The sequence below is a fragment of the Leptolyngbya sp. AS-A5 genome (assembly GCF_039962495.1).
GTDB lineage: Bacteria > Cyanobacteriota > Cyanobacteriia > Leptolyngbyales > Leptolyngbyaceae > Leptolyngbya.
This window is the reverse complement of sequence record NZ_JAMPLL010000008.1, coordinates 168,929-189,588: the sequence shown is the minus strand read 5'-3', so window position 1 is coordinate 189,588 and position 20,660 is coordinate 168,929. Positions and strand designations below refer to the sequence as shown.

Sequence of the window (20,660 nt, the reverse complement as noted above, 5' to 3'; positions counted from 1 at the left end):
GGTGGATGCACTATGACCCTTCAAACATCCATTCCCTTTAAACGACTGCTAGGCACTTGCGTCGTATTAACCCTTGGGATTTCAGGTTGTACCTCGAATCCAACCGCTAACTCTAACCCATTCCAAGCGACGACTGCACCTCAAGATATTACCAATCCAGCGATTCCTTCCTACCCGGGCATTAAGATTGATGGATCGAGTACCGTGTTTCCGATCTCCCGATTGATAGTGAAAGAGTACCGTCAAGCAAAGGGTGACAAAGCAGATCAGATTGATATTCAGTTTTCTGGCACAGGGGGCGGTTTTAAAAAATTCTGCGCGGGTCAAACCGATATTAATAATGCCTCTCGCCCGATTCTGAAAGCAGAAATGCAGGCTTGTGGAAAAGCAGGAGTTCGATTCTATGAACTACCGATCGCGTTTGATGCGCTCACGATCGCAGTTAATCCTCAGAACACTTGGGCAAAAGACATCACGGTTGAGGAACTGAGAAAAGTGTGGTCGCCTGCTGCTCAGGGTAAGATTACCAACTGGAATCAGATTCGGGCATCGTATCCCAATCGTCCGTTGAAACTCTATGGCGCAGGGCAGGATTCTGGAACGTTTGATTATTTCAATGAAGTTCTAACTGGAAAGCCGAAGGAAAGCCGAACAGACTATACCGCGAGTGAAGATGACAACGAGTTAGTTGCGGGTGTGAGCAAAGATCCAGATGCACTCGGCTACTTCGGGCTTTCCTACTATGAAGCGAAGCAAAATGAACTAAGAGCCTTGGCAATAGATGATGGAAAAGGTAGAGGGGCAATTTTACCGTCCCGCGAAACGGTTGAAAAAGTGCAGTATCGCCCGTTCTCTCGCCCTTTGTTCATCTACGTCAATATCAGCGCAGCTCAACAGAAGCCAGAACTCCAAGCTTTTGTTGAGTACTATCTCAAGAATGCTAAGAATCTAGTCACACAAGTCGGCTACATTCCCTTACCAGATGAGGGATATCGATTGACCAACCTCCATTTCTATCAAGGTAAGGTTGGCACAGTGTTTGAGGGATTGCCTCAGCCTGACTTAACGATCGCTGAACTGTTACGGAAGCAAGCCGTGTTCTAAAGTCTGCCTTAATCGAGCGCTGGTGTAGTTTCTCAAAAACGTATCAATTTTTTTTAGAAAATTATCTAGAAAATTGCTGTATTTCAGCACCCGTTTGATCTATAGTGAGATTCATATCAAACTAATTTGATATGAATCTGCAATTTCTCAAAATAAAGCCATGACTATACGGGTTGGAATCAATGGGTTCGGGCGGATTGGACGACTAGATTTTCGCGCCGCTTGGGGGTGGTCAGAATTCGAGTTTGTTCACATCAATGAAGTGAAAGGTGGTGCAGAAACGGCAGCTCATCTGCTGAAATTCGACTCGGTGCATGGGCGTTGGATACCGGACGTGGAAGCTGGAGACGATCGCATTCTGATCGATGGCAAACCCGTCACGTTCAGCGAGTCTGCTAAACCTGGCGATGTGCCCTGGGAAGATTACGGCGTTGACATTGTTCTAGAATGCTCTGGCAAGTTTCGCACCCCGGAAACGCTCGATCCCTATTTCAAGCGTGGTGTGAAAAAGGTGATTGTGGCGGCTCCAGTCAAACAAGGCGCACTCAACATTGTTATGGGCATCAATGATTATCTGTATCAGCCCAACGAACATCACCTGCTGACGGCAGCTTCTTGCACCACAAATTGTCTAGCTCCCGTTGTGAAAGTGATCCATGAAGGGTTAGGCATCAAGCATGGCATTATTACGACGATTCACGACAATACGAACACTCAAACGATCGTCGATGCCCCTCACAAAGATTTGCGTCGAGCAAGAGCAACCAGCTTATCGCTTGTTCCAACGACAACAGGATCAGCAACGGCGATCGGGCTTATCTACCCTGAACTTAATGGCAAGCTCAATGGTTTAGCTGTTCGAGTGCCATTACTCAATGCGTCGCTGACTGATTGTGTGTTTGAAGTCGAAAGACCTACCACGATCGCAGAAGTGAATCAACTCCTAAAAGAAGCCTCGGAAGGCGCGTTAAAAGGCATTTTGGGATACGAAGAACGTCCACTCGTATCGATCGATTACAAAGACGATCCCCGCTCCTCGATCATTGATGCTCTCTCGACAATGATTGTCGATCAAACACAGGTGAAAATCCTGGCGTGGTACGACAACGAATGGGGCTACTCGAATCGCATGGTTGAACTCACTCGAAAAGTTGCACTGAGTCTGAACTAATCTTATGTCCTCTACAACCGCATCTAGTGCCAATCTCAAAAACTATATTCTCGTAACGCTTGCTTACTGGGGCTTTACAATTACCGATGGTGCGCTCAGACTGTTAGTGCTGCTCTATTTCTATGAAATTGGTTACCCGCCTTTACAAGTTGCATTCCTATTCTTGTTTTACGAAGTGTTTGGCGTGATCACGAATTTCTTTGGGGGTTGGATTGGCTCTCGGCTAGGTCTAAAAGCGACGCTTTACACCGGGATTGGACTGCAAATCTTCGCGCTGATGATGTTGTCGTTTCTCGATCGCAGTTGGGCACAGGGGTTTGCGATCGCTTATGTCATGATGTCTCAGGCATTCTCCGGAATTGCGAAAGATTTGACTAAGCTCAGTTCCAAAAGTGCAATTCGGTTAGTCGTCCCCCAAGATGCCCAATCCTCGCTCTTCAAATGGGTTGCAATTCTCACCGGATCGAAAAATGCGCTCAAAGGGGCAGGGTTTTTCTTAGGAGCCGCATTACTGGCTTCGATCGGCTTTGTGCATTCTCTATGGCTGATGGCAGGTGGACTGTTTGTGTTGATGTTCACCGGATTGTTGCTGCCGAGTGGCATGGGCAAAATTAAGGGCAAGGTGAAGTTCACGCAGCTATTTTCCAAGAGTCGCGAAATCAACGTTCTGTCGGCTGCACGATTCTTTCTGTTTGGCTCTCGTGATGTTTGGTTTGTGGTGGGTTTACCTGTGTTTCTGCGCGGGCCGCTGGGGTGGTCGTTCTACCAGGTTGGCGGATTCATGGCCATGTGGGTGATTGGCTATGGCATCATTCAATCCTCTGCACCGACCTTGATCAAACGATTTGGATCAGGTCGCCCACCCTCGACCAGCACGATTCGGTTTTGGACATTGGCCTTAACGATCGTGCCTGTATTGATTGCGATCGCGCTAGCGGCTGGAGTGAATCCAAACTATGCGATCGTCGGTGGATTGATGATTTTTGGTGTCGTTTTTGCCTTCAATTCAGCCGTTCATTCTTACTTGGTTCTGGCGTATACCGATGATGACAAAGTAGCCCTGAACGTTGGCTTTTACTACATGGCAAACTCTGGAGGGCGATTAGCAGGAACCGTTTTATCAGGGCTAATCTATCAAAGCTTTGGGCTGATCGGTTGCCTGTGGACTTCGGCAGTGTTTGTTCTAGCTGCCGCCTTAATTTCTCTCAAATTACCCACGCCCCAGCCAAGTAAAGCGATTGCCTGGAAAGCGAAAGACGGAGATTAACGCAATGTTAATTGGAGCGAGTAATCATTTGAGATCGCAATCGCAACTGCTGTCGTTCTATTTGGCTTAAACTCTGGCGCAGCACTGGCAACAGTGGTAGGTGTCTCGATTGAAGTTCCGGTGATGCTAATGCTGGTTGAAGTTTATAAACGGACAGCAGCCTGATTTCCCCGTGAACCCGAAAAAGCGACCGCCCCATCCGCGCTGTGTTGGGTCACGCCGCTAGATATGAGACTTCGATTTTGGTGAATCTCGGTCTAGACGTGGTGTACTACTGTTCAACTCCTTGATTGCAGAATCGTTGAATAGGAGCGCAGAAGATTGCAATTGAGCGAGCGGAGCCTGATTTGTTTTTGTGTTGCTTGCAAGTCGATGCGGACAAACTCGTTGCACATAAGCTAAAGCTTCTGGATAGCGGGTATGGTGGATCGATCGCGCTCCATCGATGCCCCATGCTGCTTCAAAACTCATCCCAGGGACTCCATTCCGTTTTTGAATTCCTAAGCGATCGTAGACATCAATTCGCGTTCCATCCTGGGTGTGCGTTGTTCCATCGCCACAGTAATCGGCACGAATCATCCGTACACAAGCTTGATGATACTCTTTGAGCGATTGCCCTTTGATCGTTTGCCAAGGTCTATAGCCTAAGCGAACACACTTTGCTAATGCACCACTTAGGCAACTAAACGTGATGCGGTTTTCGTTCCCTTGGTAAGTGCCTCTGCGATCCCAGGTTCCTCGAAGTGCAATTGCTTTCGCTGCAAAGTGAGTCGTTGCTCGACAATAGTTTTGCCAAGTCTGATTTTTGGTTTGATAGAACACCGTGTAAAGGTAAGTTTCTTGCTGTGGGTCTTGTTGATCCAGTTCGACACTGCGAATTTGAAACTTCAAGCGATGTCCCTGAGCATCAAAGCCAACGATCGTACTTTCCGGTGCTAGAGCATTGATCGAGGCGGCAGGGTTCGGTTGAGATTTAGCAAAATCAACAATGCCAATGTTAATCGCGATCGACAGGCAAAATAGAGAGCTAAACCAAGATTGTTGCATAAGCTAGGATTGCGTAAAGCGATTCAGCAGCCCATGCCTCGAATAAATCAAGACACGGGCTTAAGTCATGAGTGACAAGTCTCAAGCAGATCGCCTGAAACTGAAAACTAGAGATTATTCAATTGAAGAGACGACTGAGCCCGATCGACGGTAGAACCATCCAATGATGTGCCGTTTAGGTTAGATCCATCCAAGTTTGAACTAGAAGGCTCGTCAGATTGAAGAGACAGTTGGGTGTGATCGACGGTAGAACCATCCAATGATGTGCCGTTTAGGTTAGATCCATCCAAGTTTGAACTAGAAGGCTCGTCAGATTGAAGAGACGGCTGGGTATGCTCGACGGTGGAACCATCCATTGATGCGCCATTTAAGACGACTCCAGCTTTCGAGATCGATGCAAAAGACAAAACACCCAGAGTTGTCAGGATAGCAACAGTGCAGAATTGACGCTTCATAATTGTCCTCTTGTTGTGGTCATAAAGTTGAGATTTAGCGAAGCTTGAATGTAAGCTGTTCGCTTGATGTTTCTCAAGATAGAGAATAATCGGGGAGAACTAGAGGAGAAAAACTAATTTATGCCTGCTCGATTGTTGCGTTCTTGTAAGAATGCTTTAAGACGCGGGATGAATTACCTTACAATCGCTTTACGGCTAGGTGAGCGATAGATATGAGGGTTCTAGTAGTTGAAGATGATTTGATCGTGACAGACGCGATTACACGATCGTTGAGTGAACACCATTACGCAGTAGACACAGCAGAGGACGGCGCGATTGGGTGGGAATGCGTTGAGAGCACAACTTATGACCTGATCCTGATTGATGTGGGATTGCCTAAATTGGATGGGATCACGCTCTGCCAGAGAATTCGCGATCGCGGTTGTGGAACCCCAATCTTATTGATGACCGCCAAAGATGACAGCACCTATCGGATTCGAGGCTTAGATTCAGGGGCAGATGACTATTTAGCAAAGCCATTCGACTTGGGAGAGCTTCAAGCCCGAGTTAGAGCCTTGTTGAGACGGGGAACGGTAGCAGCAAGCCCAGTTTTGACCATTGGAAAATTACAGCTCGATCCGCGATCGTGCCAAGTCACCTATGCTGAGAAACTACTGCCGCTGACACCGAAAGAGTATAGTTTGCTCGAATTGTTTCTACGCCATCCTAGTCGCGTTTTTAGCTGTGGAGACATCATCGAGCATCTTTGGACGTTTGACGATCCGCCTCAGGAAGAGAGCGTCAAATCTCACATTAAAGGATTGCGGCAGAAGCTAAAAGCAGGCGGTGCAGTTGATTGGATTGAGAACGTGTATGGGTTGGGATATCGATTGCGCGAAGGCATTGAAGCCAATCAGGAACAATCCGCGCAATCCTATGACAATCAGGTTGCACAGCTTTGGGAGCAGTATCGTGGGTTAATGGCAGAACGATTTGCGGTGCTGCAACAATCAGCTCATACTTACCCCTTACCAATTGAACTGCGAGAGGCAGCAGAACGCGCTGCTCATAAGTTAGCGGGGGTTTTAGGGATGTTCGATCGAGATGAAGGAACACAGATTGCTCGACAGCTTGAAAAACAGTTTGAAGGACAAGCCGAATTACCAGCGGAAGAAGTGCGATCGCTGGTTCGACGCTTGGGTGATATTCTGAATCCTTCAGCTCCGGTCGAAACGAGTGGAAGCCCCCTAAATCTTCCAAAAATAGATGAGTTTGAATCTGAAGTCCCCCGCGATGGGAAAGATTCTAAATCATCTCTCCGCTCTTGGACAGTTCTGGCAGTCGATGATGATCCGATCGTTCTTGCCACCTTGAAACAGCTTCTTGAACCTTGGGGAATGTGCTTAACAGGAATCGATAATCCACTGCAATTTTGGACGGTTTTATCAGCGATCAATCCCGATCTGCTGATTCTGGATGTGGAAATGCCGCAGATGAATGGAGTTGCGCTCTGTCAGGCGATTCGAGCAAATCCAGCTTGGCAAAGTTTACCGATCGTCTTTCTCACCGCTCATCAAGATACTGCAACCGTTCAACAAATCTTTGCAGCCGGAGCCGATGACTATGTTGTCAAACCGATCGTTGGGCAAGAATTACTTTCACGGCTCACACAGCGGTTGGAGCGATTGCGACTGCTACAAACACTGAGCACCAAAGATTCGATTACCGGACTGGCAAATCAGTTTTATTCGAGTCAAGCGATCGAAGCTCAATTCCGCAACCATCAAACAACTTACCTTGCAATTCTCTACATTCCCACGCTAAGACAAATCAACATTCAGCAGGGTCACACGATTGGGAATCAGATTCTCAAACAAACTGGACAATGCTTGCAAGCTAGTTTTTGCAACGGTGAAATTCTTGGCTATTGGAGAAATGGTGAATTTATAATTGCCAGTTCTCAAACCACAAAAGCAAAGTTTAATGAGCAGTTATCAGAAGTCATCGCAATGCTGCAACGACAACCGTTTGAAGCTCCGAATCTGATTTATCGTTCTGCCGTAGTGAACTATCCAACCGATGGACTCACGCTACGATCGCTCTATCAAACTGCAAGTCTCTGCTTAGAAGGATCAATTCATGAGTGAAGCACTAACCCCTCAAGCTCAACAACTGCAACGTGAAGACTTAATTACGGTTTTAGAAACCGCTGTGGATTTAATTGGTATTGCCGACGCAACAGGACGCACTCTCTATTTCAATCAGGCTGCACGTCGAGCATTAGGATTTGGGGATACCGAAGACTTATCGCAAAAAACTATTTCAGAATATCATCCGCCCGAAGTCGCTAAAGTTTTGTTGGAAGAAGCTTTTCCGATCGCGCTTCGAGACGGAATCTGGGCTGGAGAAACAGTTCTTCTCACACGAGATCAACGAGAAATTTCAGCTTCTCAAATCATTGTCACGCACAAAAATTCAGATGGATCGCTCAAATTTGTCTCCACGATTTTGCGAGATATCACCGAGCAGAAAGCCATTGAAGAACAACTGCGTCGTAGTAATGCTCTACTGAAAGCACAACAAGAAGCGTCGATCGATGGCATCTTGGTGGCAGATGAACATCGCAATATCGTGGACTACAATCAAAAGTTTTGCGAAATCTGGCGACTGCCTCAGATTTTACCAACTCAAAATTCTCGGCGGGTTGCCGAAATGGTTGCAAATCAGCTTGAAGACTCAGACGCTTTTTTAGCACGCATCGAAGCGCTTTATCAAAACTTAGACGAAGTTCTTTACGATGAGCTTTCGTTGAAAGATGGGCGGACGATCGAACGTCACAGCAAAGCCGTCAAATCTTCTACTGGCGAGTACTATGGACGCATTACATTCTTTCGAGATATTAGCGATCGCAAACAAACCGAAGCGGCTTTGCAACGCAGCGAACAACACTTTCGCAACATTGTAGAAAACGCAAATGATATTTTATTTGTCAATACACCAGAGGGAATTTTTAGCTACGTTTCGCCAAACGTCATCAACGTCATGGGCTACTTGCCCGAAGAAATGATTGGGAAACCATTCCCTCAATTTCTGCATCCTGACGATGCTGAACTGTGTTTTAAGCTGAACCAACAGATGGTCGAGACCCGTGAACCGCAAGCCGGGATTGAATGTCGATCTCTTTACAAAGACGGCAGTTACCGATGGCAAGTCGTCAACGTTGCACCGACTCTTGGAGTGGACGGAGAATTACAAATCATTGGCGTCGCGCGAGACATTCACGATCGTAAATTAACCGAAGAAGCCTTGCGTCTGAGTGAAGCGCGATATCGGGCTTTTGTGACGGCAACGGCTCAAGCTGTTTGGATGACCAATGCGGTCGGAGAAGTGGTCGAAGATATTCCGCTTTGGTGTGCGTTAACTGGACGCAGCCAAGCCAGCGCAAATGGATGGGGATGGCTCGAGAGCATTCACCCAGACGATCGAGCAACGACCGCAGAAGTTTGGCTAGAAGCAGTTCGCTCTGGGAAAGTTTACGAAGTAGAGCAACGCATTCAAGTGGCATCCGGCGAGTATCGATTGTTTTCAGTTCGGGGCGTGCCCATCCTCGATGAGCAGGGCAACATTCAAGAATGGATCGGAACCAAAACCGATATCACGGAACAAAAACAAGCTGAAGCAATATTGCTTCAGCAGAATGGGCTGTTGCAAGCTCAACAACAAGCCTTACAGGAGAAAGAAGCACAATATCGCACGATCTTTGAGGCGATTACTGATGCCTTGTTCATCCTGGATCTTGACACAATCACTGTGGTCGAAGTGAACCCTGCTACTTGCCAAATGCATGGGTACTCATACGAGGAGTTTTTAACGTTACATCCATCGGAGTATATTCATCCAGACAGTATATCGGTATTTCATAGCTTTCTCGAAGCAATGACCTTAAAGCAGCCGTTCTGTGGTGAAGCAGTTGATGTTCGCAAGGATGGCAGCCTGGTTGATGTTGAAGTTAAAGGAACCACTTGTTTTTACAATGGAAAACCGCATGTTTTAGCGATGGTGCGAGATATTAGCGATCGTAAAGGTGCCGAAAGAGCGCTGCAACGTCGAGCGAGGTTAGATCATTTACTCAGCTATCTTTCTCGGCAGTTTATTGACCAGGATGCAGAAACCGCGATTCATCTTGCTTTAGAATCGATCGCCCGTCATATTGGCGCAGAACGCGGCACAATCTTCGAGTACGATGCTGACCAGACAAGATGCCAACTAGTTTACGAATGGTGTGGTGATGGAATTGCCCCACTGACACCTGAAGCAAGAGGGTCGAGTGTTTTTGAGTATCCCCATTTGCATCAACAGTTTCTCTCAGGACAAGCCCTGCATACGGTTGATGTTCAGACGATGCCAGAAACACCAGAGCGACAGCTATTTACCCGTCAGTCGATTCAATCGGTGCTTGGTGTTCCGGTGATCTATCGCGGTCAGGTGACTGGATTTTTGGGAATAGACACAGTTCATTTTCAGAAAGATTGGAGTCAAGAAGATATCAACTGTCTCAAGCTTGTGAGCGAACTGATTGCGATCGGACGAGCCAGACACAAAGCCGAAACCGATTTACGCATTGCCAAAGAAGCGGCTGAGGCAGCAAATCTAGCAAAGAGTACATTCTTAGCTAACATGAGCCATGAGTTACGTACACCATTGAACGCAATTTTAGGTTTTTCGCAGTTGATAGAACGCGATGCTGCTCTTCCTGAGCGCCAACGCGATTCCCTTGCCATTATCAATCGCAGCGGTGAACACTTGCTGAATTTAATCAATGATGTGCTGGAGATGTCAAAGATCGAAGCAGGACGAACAACCTTGAATGTGGTTTCTTTTGATCTGCATCATCTTTTACAGACGATACAAGAGATGTTCTTGATTCGAGCGAAAGCAAAGAAACTCGCGCTGAACTTTGCGATCGCGCCCAATCTGCCTCAGTACATTCAAACCGATGAAAACAAACTGCGCCAAGTCCTAATTAATCTGCTGAGCAATGCCCTGAAATTTACAGACAGTGGCAGCATTACGCTAGAAGCTACCGTGCAGTCAGAATTAACGCTGCAATTCAAAGTTCAAGATACGGGACAGGGAATTGCTCCAGAAGAATTCGAGCAGCTATTTCGCCCGTTTATTCAAACCAGTAGTGGTTCTCAACTGCGAGAAGGCACAGGGCTTGGGTTAACCATTAGTCGGCGATTTGTGCGATTGATGGGTGGAGAGATGCACATTGAATCAGCTGTGGGACAAGGATCAACGTTTTCCTTTGAAATTCAAATCGCGATCGCGAATCCGACAGAAGTTGCACCTACCTCGACTTCAAAGCGAGTGCTGCAACTAGCACCAGAGCAACCCCGATATCGAATTTTAGTTGTTGACGATCGCTCTGAGAATCGAGATTTCGTCGAGCAATTGTTAACAATGGTGGGATTTGAAACCCAATCAGCCGTGAATGGAGAAGATGCGATCGCACAATGGCAGCAATGGCAACCGCACCTCATTCTGATGGATATGCGAATGCCGATCATGAATGGTTATGAGGCAACTCGGCAAATCCGGGTGCTTGAATCGGCTCAAACTCGACCCAAGATTCTGGCATTAACCGCCAGTGCCTTTGAAGAACAGCGTGCTTCAGTTCTGGCGGCTGGCTGCGATGATTTTCTAGCAAAACCCTTTCGAGAAGCTCACTTATTTGAGAAACTCGCGAAGCATCTTGGGGTGAACTATCTGTATGAAGAAGATAACGAACATCCAATTGATTCATCGCCTGAGTTAACGTTAACTCGTGTAATGCTTGCGACAATGCCTCAAGATTGGATTGCACAACTGCATCAAGCCTCACTTGCTGTCGATGCTGACCGAATCCTGCAATTGGTTCAGCAAATCCCAGAGACGAATCAACGAGTTGCGATCGCACTAACGGAGTTAGTTCAACAGTTTTGTTTTGACGAAATTACTGAACTTTCTCAATAAACTATCTCGATCGCAACCATCCAGCCGATGTTCCTCCTAGCAAGATTCAGCACGATAAACCGTTTCAACAGTTTTGTCGTAAAGTTGATTGATTTGTTGAAAGAGTGGATGGCTAGGATCGATCGCGGATTTGCAATCTGAAATTTCTTCAACGGTCTGTTTAATAAGGAAGCGGTACAACGTTAAGGATCTTTAATCGGTTCAGCCTTGGTGCTTTGAATCAGAGAGAGTGCTGTGACGGACTGAACCGAGGTTGAAACTACACCGCCGAAGAGTAGCAAACTGATAGTCGCTCGAAGGAAAAGAGAAGCATTCATAATGATTGAATCTGTGACGATGGATTCAGTGTAGCGATCGCACTCCGATTCATTCGGCTAATACCAAATTGATTTGTGGATGCGACAGATTCTCGCCCCCTAAATCCCCCAGAATGGGGGACTTTGAGTATGATCTTTCGCATTCTATGTTTAATTCGGTATAAGTTGCAGAAATTGCAACATCGACCTAAAAAATGAATGCTAGGACGGTGTTCTAGCATTCATGTCTATGCTGCACAGGTTTAAACGTAAGGGTTAAGCACTCCGCCAGCGACGAGCGAATTCAGTTAAAGTAGCCGTCGAAATTTGGGTTTGCAGCCAATCTAAAGCGCGGGTTTGATGCGGCTTTTCAGTCGGATTGTAAGCATCGAACATCTTCCACAAGTAGCGTTGATCGACTAATTTTCTGAGAGTTGCCCAGGTGAGGTTGCCCACAATACCATCTGCGGTTAAAGCATTGTTGCGCTGGAACTGGATCACGGCTGCCTGTGTTTTCGCACCAAAACTACCATCGACAAGCAGCTTCGCTCCGGTTTTATTTAATAATTGTTGCAGATCGTAGACGGCTGCACCTGTGCTATTGAGTCGCAGCACTGGATCAGGAGAAACGGCTTGATTTTCCCACCGTTGAGTGAAGGCGCGAAAAGTCGGATAAGATAGTTGGGTTTCTAACCAGTTGACAGCTCCGGATTGATGCTGGTATTTGAACGGCTCGAAATATCGGCAAACTGCTTTGAGATCGATCGCAGAGGCTTGTAAGTTCACTTGAGTTGATTCCATGATTTGCTTCCTTGGTGTTGTACACCGGATAGTTGAGTGAATGTGAAAGGACAATAGCGGCTACTTGAGCCAGGACAGCGATCGCACAATCTTCGTTGCTTCATTTGGCGTAATCGTATTGCGGCACTGAGCAGATGCACCTTTGTAATAAGATTTCTGCACTATTTCAGATCCGCTAATGCGATAGAACGGACCCACTCCCGCCCAATCTGTTAATAAATTGGGCTGTGGCGAGTTAAGCTGCTGCGATGAGGGCATTTTGAATTCGCCATTTTGCTCACCAAACAAGAGTGAAGTTTCACCGAATAATTGAGTATTGATTTTGACTTCATATTCGGCTGGAACCCCACCAATACCACCACCGGTGGCTTCGATCGCAAAACAGCGATCTTGTTGCGCGTTACGATAAACAATGCCGTATTGGGGCCCAAATCGACACGTGCCTTTATCCGAACGAGGTGCATTGGCAGGGCAAGGTTTAACCTCGACTTTGCTAACGGTGTAACCCGCAGGGATGAAGCTGGGGACTGCGATCGCGATTCCTAATGACTTCAATGAGGCTTGCTGCTTCGGGGTTAGGCTTCCTGATTGATTCGCAGGCTGACCGAAAGCAATCCCCACGCCCGGAGAAATTTGATCAGCGACGATCGCAGTTCCATTCACGATGGTTCCGGGTGCAACTTCTGGAGCCGTCGAAGGATTACTCGGATAAGCTGAACCATCAAATTTCAAGCTGTGGTAGCTTGGCTTTCCACCCCCGCCTCCGACAAACAGCACGATATCCCGCCAACCTTTCGTTTTTTGGGTGCTAACGACAATCGGGTTATTGACGATCGTATGTCGTGAAATCAGGCTGTAACCCTGTCCCGTTGTTCTGAAAATCAGCATCGTACAGCCACCCGTGCCACAAGTTGTTGATCCAACGAGATATACGATCTTTTCATTGCGTCCATCACCATCTAAGTCGATCGAGTTGTAAAGATAGCGAATAGTCGTAACATCTCCGCTTAGCTCTCGACGAATGGCTTCTTCTAACCCTGGGTGTGATTGAGTTTCTGAAAATTTATAGTTCAACGCTCGAAAGCGAATTCCATTGACGTTTGGCAGAGCTTGCATCGGTCGATTTAAGCGCTGTGCAACCTTAAGCGCATGATTGCCTTCAGAAAGTTGCGCTTGTGCTAAAGCAGGAATTTTTGGAGATTCATTCAAGCCTAAACCAAGCGCAACGGTAAACGACATCAGAAAGCGGTATAGTTTCATAGCGATTTTTAAGAGAGTGCAGAAGGCTTACCGTTTTACTGCTTCAATGATGCTAAGCATTGAGGGTGTTGGGATTACGCGCGTAAGTTCAAAGCCGTTTGATCGTAACAACGATCGATACTCTGCTTCAGTGCGTTCCCGTCCGCCCGTCATCAACAGCATAATCATGTCAATGAGTTTTACTGGAGCAGGTTCATTTCCGGGTGGAATAATGCCTTCAACCAGCAGCAGCTTGCTCTGATCGCTCATCGCGCGATGACAATTTCTCAGAATGATCGAGGATTTTTCATCGTCCCAATCATGAATGATCCATCGCATCAGGTAAGCATCGCCCCCCGTTGGCACAGACTCAAAGAAGTTTCCGGCAACGGGTTGAATATTCTCATCTACACTGACAGTCGCAATGATTTCGGACAGATCAAATAAGATGCCTTTGAGGTGAGGATGTGAGCGCAAAACCGCCGAAATCAAACTTCCTTGCGCTCCACCCACATCGACGATCGTTCTAAATTCGGAAAAGTCATAGCTTGCAGCGACCGCTTCGGCGATCGCAGTCCCCATACTGGTCATCGATTGCGAGAATACCTTCCCCGCCTCAGGATGTTGAGCATAGTAATCCCAGACCGGCATTCCTGCTGCGGCATCAAACGCAACCTCGCCCGTTTTCAGGCTGTGCAACCCGTTGCTCCAGCCTAAAGAATGGTCATCTCCCATCTGTGCCATTGCAGCATATCGCATTGAGCCAGGACTATCGCTCTTGAGTGTTGCACCCAACGGAGTCAGTGCAAAACATTGATCCGAAACTTCGGTAAAGATGCCGACACTGCCCAAGGCGCGTAGGAGTCGGTAGAGCGATCGCGGATCAGTCTGTGTTCCTGCTGCAAGTTGAGCAATCGTTTTCGGCTGATCATCAAACAAATCCGCAACGCCTAACTTTGCAGCAAGATGAATCGATCGAGCAACCCAAAAGCCACCGATCAAACTCAGCATTGTCTCTTGCGGAGCAACTTCTACTCTTTCCATCGTCATCATGATTCTTTTCGCTCCAGTTAATTCCTAAGCTTCAACAAGTTGGGACGCAGCTTGATTCAGAAATGCCTCATAGCTAGCAGCTTGAGCAAATTGCAGGTATTCCTTTGCCATTTCGGGGGTGAGCAATTCGAGCATAAATTTGTTTTCTACCCAAAATTCCATCACTTTAAAGGGACCGCGATCGCACAATCGCACCAGCCATCCTTCGCGATCAGCGATTTGTGTAATCTGTGCTTGCGAGACCGTGACCGAAAGAGCAGCATGAACAGACGTAAAGGTTTGAGCATTTCCTGAAGAGAAGCCAACTTGGTCTAGCTCTGGAGTCAATTGAGTATCAGCTGGATAAAGCTCGATTCCGGTTCCGAAGCCATCATCGACGATGACGATATAGCTCCCTTCATGAGGAGGGAAGGGAAAACAACGACCCTGTAACACTTCTGCTAGAACATTAGCAACATGTAACGGTTGATTCACAGCGATTGAAATGTGATGAAACATAGTAACCTCTTACTTCTGGTTTACTGATGTCTCTTACAGTAGGCAACGATCGAGGAGAAGTCGGGGAATTTTCAACTCGTTTCGTTCATGAATCGGGGAAATCCGTTTTTTTGCTGAGATTACTTTAGAGACTGGTGATCTCACCTTAAGATCTAGTGAGAGTTCCAATGAAATTCTGCAATGCCTGAGCCTACACCAAAAGCCGACATTCTAGTCATTGACGATACGCCGGAAAATCTCAATCTGTTATCAACCCTGCTGATTGAACACGGCTACAAGGTTCGCAGCGTTACGAAGGGTTCGACGGGCATTCGAGGCGCTCAAGTAATGCCGCCGGATTTGATCCTGCTCGATGTGAATATGCCGCAGATGAGCGGATACGAAGTTTGCCAACACCTGAAAGCCGACGATCGTACCCGTGATATTCCTATCATTTTTATCAGTGCTTTAGAAGCCGTGAGCGACAAAGTAAAGGCATTTCAAGCAGGCGGTGTCGATTACATTACAAAACCGTTTCAGATCGAAGAAGTCTTGGCTCGAATTGAAACCCATCTCACATTGAGACGACTTCAGAATCAACTGCAATCTCAAAACGAACAACTTCAGCAGGAAATTCGCGAACGCTTGCGCGTCGAAGACGAACGCAAACACGCAGAGGAAAAATTTGCCACCATTTTTCAACAAAGCCCTAATCCGATCGCGATCGTGACCGTTCCTGAAGGGCAATTAATTGAAGTAAATCCTAGCTTTCTCAGCATTAGTGGTTACACACGAGATCAAGTCATCGGCAGTTCGATTACAAAGCTACATTTAGGTCACGATTCAGCCACTTTTCTGCGTCGTCTTCAAACCACAGAAACCTTTCATAACTTAGAATTTGAACTGCTTACCCACTCCGGCAATGTTAAAAGTATTTTGCTATCCTTCGATCGCATTGAACTAAATGGAACAACTTGCGCTTTACTGATTGCAAACGACATCACCGAGCGTAAACGTCTCGAAAACGAATTTATTTCCTTAGTCAGCCATGAGCTACGCACTCCTTTAACCTCAATGATGGGAGCGCTTGATTTACTCAGTAGTGGACAGTTAGGCAGCTTGACTGAGCAAGGGCAGCAAGTTCTTAATATCGGCATAAAAAATGCAGAACGCTTGATCCGGTTAATTAATGACATTCTCGACCTCGAACGGATTCGCTCTGGCAAAATTACGATGAATCGGAGATCGTGCAATCTCGCTGACTTGATGACTCAGGCAACTGAAGAAATGCAAGCAATGGCAGATCGCTCTGAGATTCAATTGAGTACAGAACCAATGTCGATTTTGCTCAATGCTGATCCCGATCGCATTGTGCAAACCTTGACCAATCTTCTGAGTAATGCAATTAAGTTCTCATCTGCCCAAACAACAGTTCAGATGCGGGCTTGCAGTTCAGATCACGCTTCAAGTGTCTGTATTAGTGTTTGCGACCAAGGGCGAGGCATTCCCTCCCACCAGATCCAGACTATCTTTGAGCGATTTCAGCAGGTAGATGCCTCGGATGCTCGTCAAAAAGGCGGAACCGGACTTGGACTTGCCATTTGTCGTAATATCATCGAGCAGCATGGGGGCAGAATTTGGGTAGAAAGCACCGAGAACCAAGGCAGCACATTCTATATTGAATTGCCACTCAACATTTAATTAATTCAACCGTGTTTCCCCGACTTCTCCCCGATTCAGCGATACCTTATAAGCATTAGGTTGTTAGAGGATTGCGATGCATAAGCAAATTTTGATTGTGGATGACGAAGAAGATGTGCGAGCGATCGCAACACTCGGTCTCCAAATGGGAGCGGGCTGGGAAGTTCTCACTGCTAGCTCCGGAGCACAAGGAATTGCGATCGCAGCTCAACATCACCCCGATGCAATTCTGCTCGATCTGATGATGCCGAATATGGACGGTCGCGCCACTTTACAGCACCTCAAGCAACAACCTGAAACTCAATCCATTCCTGTAATTCTAATGACCGCTAAAGTGCAAGCCTCGGAGCAGCACAATCTCTATGATTTAGACGTTGCAGCTATTTTTACGAAACCCTTTCGTCCGCTTACCCTTGCCCAACAGATTATTGATGCTTTGACTTGGCGCTAAGTCGTTTGAGTGCCTTCGCATACTAACAGCCCGGTTTCGAGATCAGTCCGAAACGCCGGGCTTTGTCTGTTTAGCCCCAAATTTCAGTCATCACGACCCTAACCAATCACCCCGATTTCTCCCTGATCTAGCGCTAATCTGTCAGCATTTACTTTCTCAAGGAGTACTGTAGTGAACCATGCTGACTTCATGCAAATTGCATTTCAAGCAAGCTCTTTATGGGAGCAATTCAATCATCATTGGGGGCAACCTCCCCTAGAACATCAAACTCAGCAGACCGATGCAATTTTACAACGGTGGTGTGAAACTGCCGCTCAAGGGAATTGGGAAAAGTTTGAGAAACGGTTAGCGTGGGATGGGTTAGACAGCGCAACTGTAAAGGCTGTTTTGGCAGCATCCACAGTCAATCCAAAGGACGAACCAGTAAGCCTCTTACCTGACTCCAGCTGGATAGAAACACTCCAGGCGATCGTTCGAATGGCTTTAGAACAAAGCTTGAACGATCGTAAAACCGTCGCACTTCCTATAGAGCCAGAAAAACCGCTTTCGTTTGAAGACATTTTGCTCCCCGTTCTTTTAGCTGCTCGTCAAAAGCTATGGGCACAGATAAACCCAACCGCCATGCAGGTTCTATCGGAAGGTGCTTATCTTCAGATAGAACGCCAATTTTTGCATCAACTAATCGCACTTTGCACTCCTACCTTGGATGTTGAGTTTTCGCGCTTTCGTCCACTCGGACAGACCTTACTGAATCGATTCATCACGCCTCAAGAACAGCTCAGTACAACCTATTACCGTGCCTTTGTTGAAAAACAGTTATCAGATGGACTGCTCACTCTGTTCCAAACCTACCCAGTTCTAGGGAGATTGATTGCGACAACAGTTGATTTTTGGGTGAGTGCGACCGCGGATTTTCTTCAGCACCTCAATACCGATTGGGCTGATTTGCAACATACCTTCGCAGAATCATTACCCCTCGGACAAGTGACGCAAGTGGAATCGTCGCTTTCTGATGCCCACCATCAAATGCGAACAGTGATCGCGCTGACCTTTGATTCAGGATTAAAACTAATCTATAAACCGAGAGATCTAGGATTGGAAGTTGCCTATCAATACCTCCTCGCTTGGTGCAATGAACAGAGTGAATTACTTCCGTTCAAAGTGTTGCGCGTTCTCGATCGCACCACTCATGGTTGGGTCGAATATGTAGAGCAGTTACCGTGTCAGGATGAACTTGCTGCCCAGCGTTTTTATCAGCGATCGGGAATGTTGCTCTGTCTGCTCTACGTCTTGCGAACGACCGATTGTCACTATGGTAATTTGATCGCGAGCGGAGAGCATCTCGTCTTAGTTGACATGGAAGCATTGATGCATCCTACTGCTGATCCCTTGGTTGAAAGCTGGAACTCAACCAATGCTCAGAATGGCAGTGATCAACAATTTTGGGATTCGGTGCTGCGAACAGGACTTTTGCCTCAATGGGAACTCAATAAGCAAAATCGAGTTGCCTTTGATATTAGCGGTTTGGGCAGTGTTGATCCTCAACAAGCACCACGAAAGATGCCTTGCTGGAAAGCAATTAATACCGATGATATGCGGCTAGTATATGAATCCGTGACCTTGCCGCTAGAAGCAAATGTGCCAGTCTTAAATGGGACACCGCTCTCCCCTAACAATTATCTTCCCCAATTGCTCGAAGGGTTTGAGGAAATGTATCGTTTCTTGCTACAGCAACGCGCCTCATTGCTGGATAGTAATTCGCCTTTAAGCAACTTAAAGCACCAACGGGTAAGATTTGTCTTCCGCGCGACTCAAATTTACGATGCGATTAAGCAAAAGTCGCTATCTCCTCAGTTTCTCCGCAACGGCATCGATCGTAGTATTGAACTAGATGTTCTTAGCCGTGCTTTTTTAGTATCACCGACTAAGCCAAAAGCATGGGCGATTCTACAGGCAGAACGGAAATCATTAGAACAGCTTGATATTCCTCATTTTGAAGTCAGGGCAGAAGACGTTGCGTTAATGTCGGGTTCGCAAACTGTTGTAGAACAATACTTTCAGCATTCTAGCTTTAGCGAGGTAGAAGCGCAGCTTCAGCAACTGAGCGAGGGTGATCTAGCGCGGCAAGTAACATTGATTCGGGGTGCCTTTTGTGCGCGAATTGCCCGTGTTCCAAACCGCGATCGCACGTCTCCGATCCAGACGATCAACAATATTGCATCTCCTACGGCTGAATTGTTTTTACGCGAGGCAGAAGCGATCGCAGCGGAAATCGAGAATGCTGCGCTGCTCGAACCAGATGGCAGTGCCAGTTGGATTGCCCTAACCTATTTGCCTGAAGTCGAGCGATTCCAGTTCCGTCCTCTGGGAGACACACTGTACGATGGCAGGAGCGGAATTGCCTTATTTTTGGCGGCAATGAGTATGATAACAGGACGATCGCAGTATCGTTCCTTGGCACTCAGCGCACTAGGATCCCTGCGATCGTGGATGCATCATTCCGATATTGAGCTTTCTCAAAAAGTTGCAAACAGCTTGGGAATCGGCGGTGCAACAGGTTTAGGGTCTTTAATCTACGCCTTAGTTCGGATCAATCAATTCTTGCAAGAACCGACGCTGTTAGAAGATGCAGAGCGGATTGCGCGCTATATCACTCCAGAACTGATCGCAACAGATCATCAACTAGACATTCTTGGAGGTGCGGCTGGTGCAATTTTGGGATTGCTCACACTATACGAGATCAGTAGCGATCCAAAAGTCTTAGCAGCAGCAGAATACTGTGGTCATCACCTCCTCACGCATCAAGTTAGCATCAATGGTTTGCCCAAAAGCTGGAAAACAATTAGTGAGACACCGTTGACTGGCTTTTCTCATGGAGCAGCAGGCATCGCCTATGCTCTGTTAAAACTTTATCGCGTAACCCGAAATCGCTGCTATTTTGAGGCTGCCCAAGAAGGGATAGCATACGAGCGGCATCACTTCTCCACAGAGGTGAGAAACTGGGCAGATCTGCGGCACAAGCAGCCCAGCTTCATGACGAGTTGGTGTCATGGCGCTCCAGGAATTGGATTGGCTCGGATGGGAAGCTTATTGATGCTAGAAACCGATTCAGAACGGAATGAGGCACAGCAAGAGATTAGAATTGCACTAGAAACGACAATGAACTATCCACAGGCGATCGATCATCTTTGCTGTGGCAATTTTGGTCGAGTTGAGGCACTATTGCTAGCTGAACAACTTGATGCCCGATCAGGCTGGAAAGAGAAAGCTAAGCAACAGGCAGCTTGGACAATCTCAAAATCAGAGCAAGCTGGCGGATATCAGCTATTTTTAGATTTGCCAACGATGTTTAATCCTGGTTTCTTCCAGGGAACGGCTGGGATTGGCTACCAGTTGTTGCGCTTAGCGAATCCAGAAGCATTGCCATCAGTGCTACTGTGGCAGTGAACTCAACCAAGTAGCATTTCTTCAAATGACCCGAATAGCAAAGCTATTCGGGTTTTCTATTGCGGTAGTGCTTTCGGAGCTTATTGCCTCCCCCAGAACTACTCTTTTTAACTGAATTATCTCCTCTAGTTCTTCCCTTTCCTTCTCTATTGTTAAA

At 46.9% G+C, this 20,660-nt stretch carries 14 protein-coding genes and 1 pseudogene; 9 read left to right on the top strand and 6 right to left on the bottom strand.

The features are described 5' to 3' along the window. The first annotated feature begins 12 nt into the window (after nt 1-12). From NC980_RS12530 to NC980_RS12515, 4 genes and pseudogenes are all read left to right on the top strand, one after another. On the top strand, nt 13-1,104 hold the full coding sequence (locus NC980_RS12530; RefSeq protein WP_190375333.1) for a PstS family phosphate ABC transporter substrate-binding protein: 1,092 nt from the start codon (nt 13-15) through the stop codon (nt 1,102-1,104). Nucleotides 1,105-1,264: 160 nt separating this feature from the next. Further along, entirely contained in the window at nt 1,265-2,275 is a 1,011-nt protein-coding gene (locus NC980_RS12525) for an ArsJ-associated glyceraldehyde-3-phosphate dehydrogenase (protein ID WP_190375332.1), read from the top strand. Nucleotides 2,276-2,279: 4 nt separating this feature from the next. After that, complete coding sequence (gene arsJ, locus NC980_RS12520; protein WP_190375331.1) at nt 2,280-3,542, top strand: organoarsenical effux MFS transporter ArsJ; 1,263 nt, start codon at nt 2,280-2,282, stop codon at nt 3,540-3,542. Between the two features lie 7 nt (nt 3,543-3,549). Beyond that, a pseudogene (locus NC980_RS12515) lies at nt 3,550-3,707 on the top strand (arsenical-resistance protein); the annotation flags it as partial. 57 nt (nt 3,708-3,764) lie between these two features. Here the strand turns inward: NC980_RS12515 and NC980_RS12510 are convergent. Then, a complete protein-coding gene (locus NC980_RS12510; protein ID WP_190375330.1) occupies nt 3,765-4,589 on the bottom strand; it encodes an ADYC domain-containing protein in 825 nt (274 codons plus the stop codon). A 107-nt stretch (nt 4,590-4,696) separates the two neighbouring features. Further along, nucleotides 4,697-5,044 (bottom strand): hypothetical protein, encoded by a 348-nt coding sequence (locus NC980_RS12505; RefSeq protein ID WP_190375329.1) that lies wholly within the window; start codon nt 5,042-5,044, stop codon nt 4,697-4,699. A gap of 212 nt (nt 5,045-5,256) precedes the next feature. Between NC980_RS12505 and NC980_RS12500 the strand changes: the two genes are divergently transcribed. After that, a complete protein-coding gene (locus tag NC980_RS12500) occupies nt 5,257-7,170 on the top strand; it encodes a response regulator (protein WP_190375328.1) in 1,914 nt (637 codons plus the stop codon). After that, complete coding sequence (locus tag NC980_RS12495) at nt 7,163-11,038, top strand: PAS domain S-box protein (RefSeq protein WP_190375327.1); 3,876 nt, start codon at nt 7,163-7,165, stop codon at nt 11,036-11,038. The genes NC980_RS12500 and NC980_RS12495 overlap by 8 nt, the downstream gene beginning before the upstream one ends. Before the next feature lie 572 nt (nt 11,039-11,610). On the opposite strand, the gene NC980_RS12490 is transcribed toward NC980_RS12495, so the two are convergent. The 4 genes from NC980_RS12490 to NC980_RS12475 are packed head-to-tail and all read right to left on the bottom strand — an operon-like array spanning nt 11,611 to nt 14,925. Then, nucleotides 11,611-12,135: a peptidoglycan-binding protein gene (locus NC980_RS12490; protein WP_190375326.1), complete on the bottom strand. Its 525-nt coding sequence runs from the start codon at nt 12,133-12,135 to the stop codon at nt 11,611-11,613. A 60-nt stretch (nt 12,136-12,195) separates the two neighbouring features. Then, nucleotides 12,196-13,395 carry a hypothetical protein gene (locus tag NC980_RS12485; protein WP_190375325.1) on the bottom strand — a complete coding sequence of 400 codons (1,200 nt, stop codon included), beginning with the start codon at nt 13,393-13,395 and terminating at the stop codon, nt 12,196-12,198. A 27-nt stretch (nt 13,396-13,422) separates the two neighbouring features. Further along, a complete protein-coding gene (locus NC980_RS12480) occupies nt 13,423-14,427 on the bottom strand; it encodes an acetylserotonin O-methyltransferase (protein WP_242026527.1) in 1,005 nt (334 codons plus the stop codon). A gap of 24 nt (nt 14,428-14,451) precedes the next feature. Beyond that, nucleotides 14,452-14,925, bottom strand: coding sequence for a hypothetical protein (locus NC980_RS12475; protein WP_190375324.1), 474 nt, complete (start codon nt 14,923-14,925; stop codon nt 14,452-14,454). A 180-nt stretch (nt 14,926-15,105) separates the two neighbouring features. Between NC980_RS12475 and NC980_RS12470 the strand changes: the two genes are divergently transcribed. The 3 genes from NC980_RS12470 to NC980_RS12460 all read left to right on the top strand — a co-directional run bounded on the left by NC980_RS12470 (nt 15,106) and on the right by NC980_RS12460 (nt 20,503). After that, a complete protein-coding gene (locus NC980_RS12470; RefSeq protein ID WP_190375323.1) occupies nt 15,106-16,605 on the top strand; it encodes an ATP-binding protein in 1,500 nt (499 codons plus the stop codon). A gap of 76 nt (nt 16,606-16,681) precedes the next feature. Beyond that, on the top strand, nt 16,682-17,056 hold the full coding sequence (locus NC980_RS12465; protein ID WP_190375322.1) for a response regulator: 375 nt from the start codon (nt 16,682-16,684) through the stop codon (nt 17,054-17,056). Between the two features lie 171 nt (nt 17,057-17,227). After that, entirely contained in the window at nt 17,228-20,503 is a 3,276-nt protein-coding gene (locus NC980_RS12460) for a type 2 lanthipeptide synthetase LanM family protein (RefSeq protein ID WP_190375321.1), read from the top strand. Nucleotides 20,504-20,660: the final 157 nt, after the last annotated feature.

Coding starts and splice junctions, on each gene's coding strand:
- arsJ (WP_190375331.1), top strand. CDS start 2,280: ATGTCCTCTACAACCGCATCTAGTGCCAATCTCAAAAACTATATTCTC.
- NC980_RS12485 (WP_190375325.1), bottom strand. CDS start 13,395: ATGAAACTATACCGCTTTCTGATGTCGTTTACCGTTGCGCTTGGTTTA.
- NC980_RS12490 (WP_190375326.1), bottom strand. CDS start 12,135: ATGGAATCAACTCAAGTGAACTTACAAGCCTCTGCGATCGATCTCAAA.
- NC980_RS12510 (WP_190375330.1), bottom strand. CDS start 4,589: ATGCAACAATCTTGGTTTAGCTCTCTATTTTGCCTGTCGATCGCGATT.
- NC980_RS12505 (WP_190375329.1), bottom strand. CDS start 5,044: ATGAAGCGTCAATTCTGCACTGTTGCTATCCTGACAACTCTGGGTGTT.
- NC980_RS12475 (WP_190375324.1), bottom strand. CDS start 14,925: ATGTTTCATCACATTTCAATCGCTGTGAATCAACCGTTACATGTTGCT.
- NC980_RS12500 (WP_190375328.1), top strand. CDS start 5,257: ATGAGGGTTCTAGTAGTTGAAGATGATTTGATCGTGACAGACGCGATT.
- NC980_RS12525 (WP_190375332.1), top strand. CDS start 1,265: ATGACTATACGGGTTGGAATCAATGGGTTCGGGCGGATTGGACGACTA.
- NC980_RS12470 (WP_190375323.1), top strand. CDS start 15,106: ATGCCTGAGCCTACACCAAAAGCCGACATTCTAGTCATTGACGATACG.
- NC980_RS12480 (WP_242026527.1), bottom strand. CDS start 14,427: ATGATGACGATGGAAAGAGTAGAAGTTGCTCCGCAAGAGACAATGCTG.
- NC980_RS12465 (WP_190375322.1), top strand. CDS start 16,682: ATGCATAAGCAAATTTTGATTGTGGATGACGAAGAAGATGTGCGAGCG.
- NC980_RS12530 (WP_190375333.1), top strand. CDS start 13: ATGACCCTTCAAACATCCATTCCCTTTAAACGACTGCTAGGCACTTGC.
- NC980_RS12495 (WP_190375327.1), top strand. CDS start 7,163: ATGAGTGAAGCACTAACCCCTCAAGCTCAACAACTGCAACGTGAAGAC.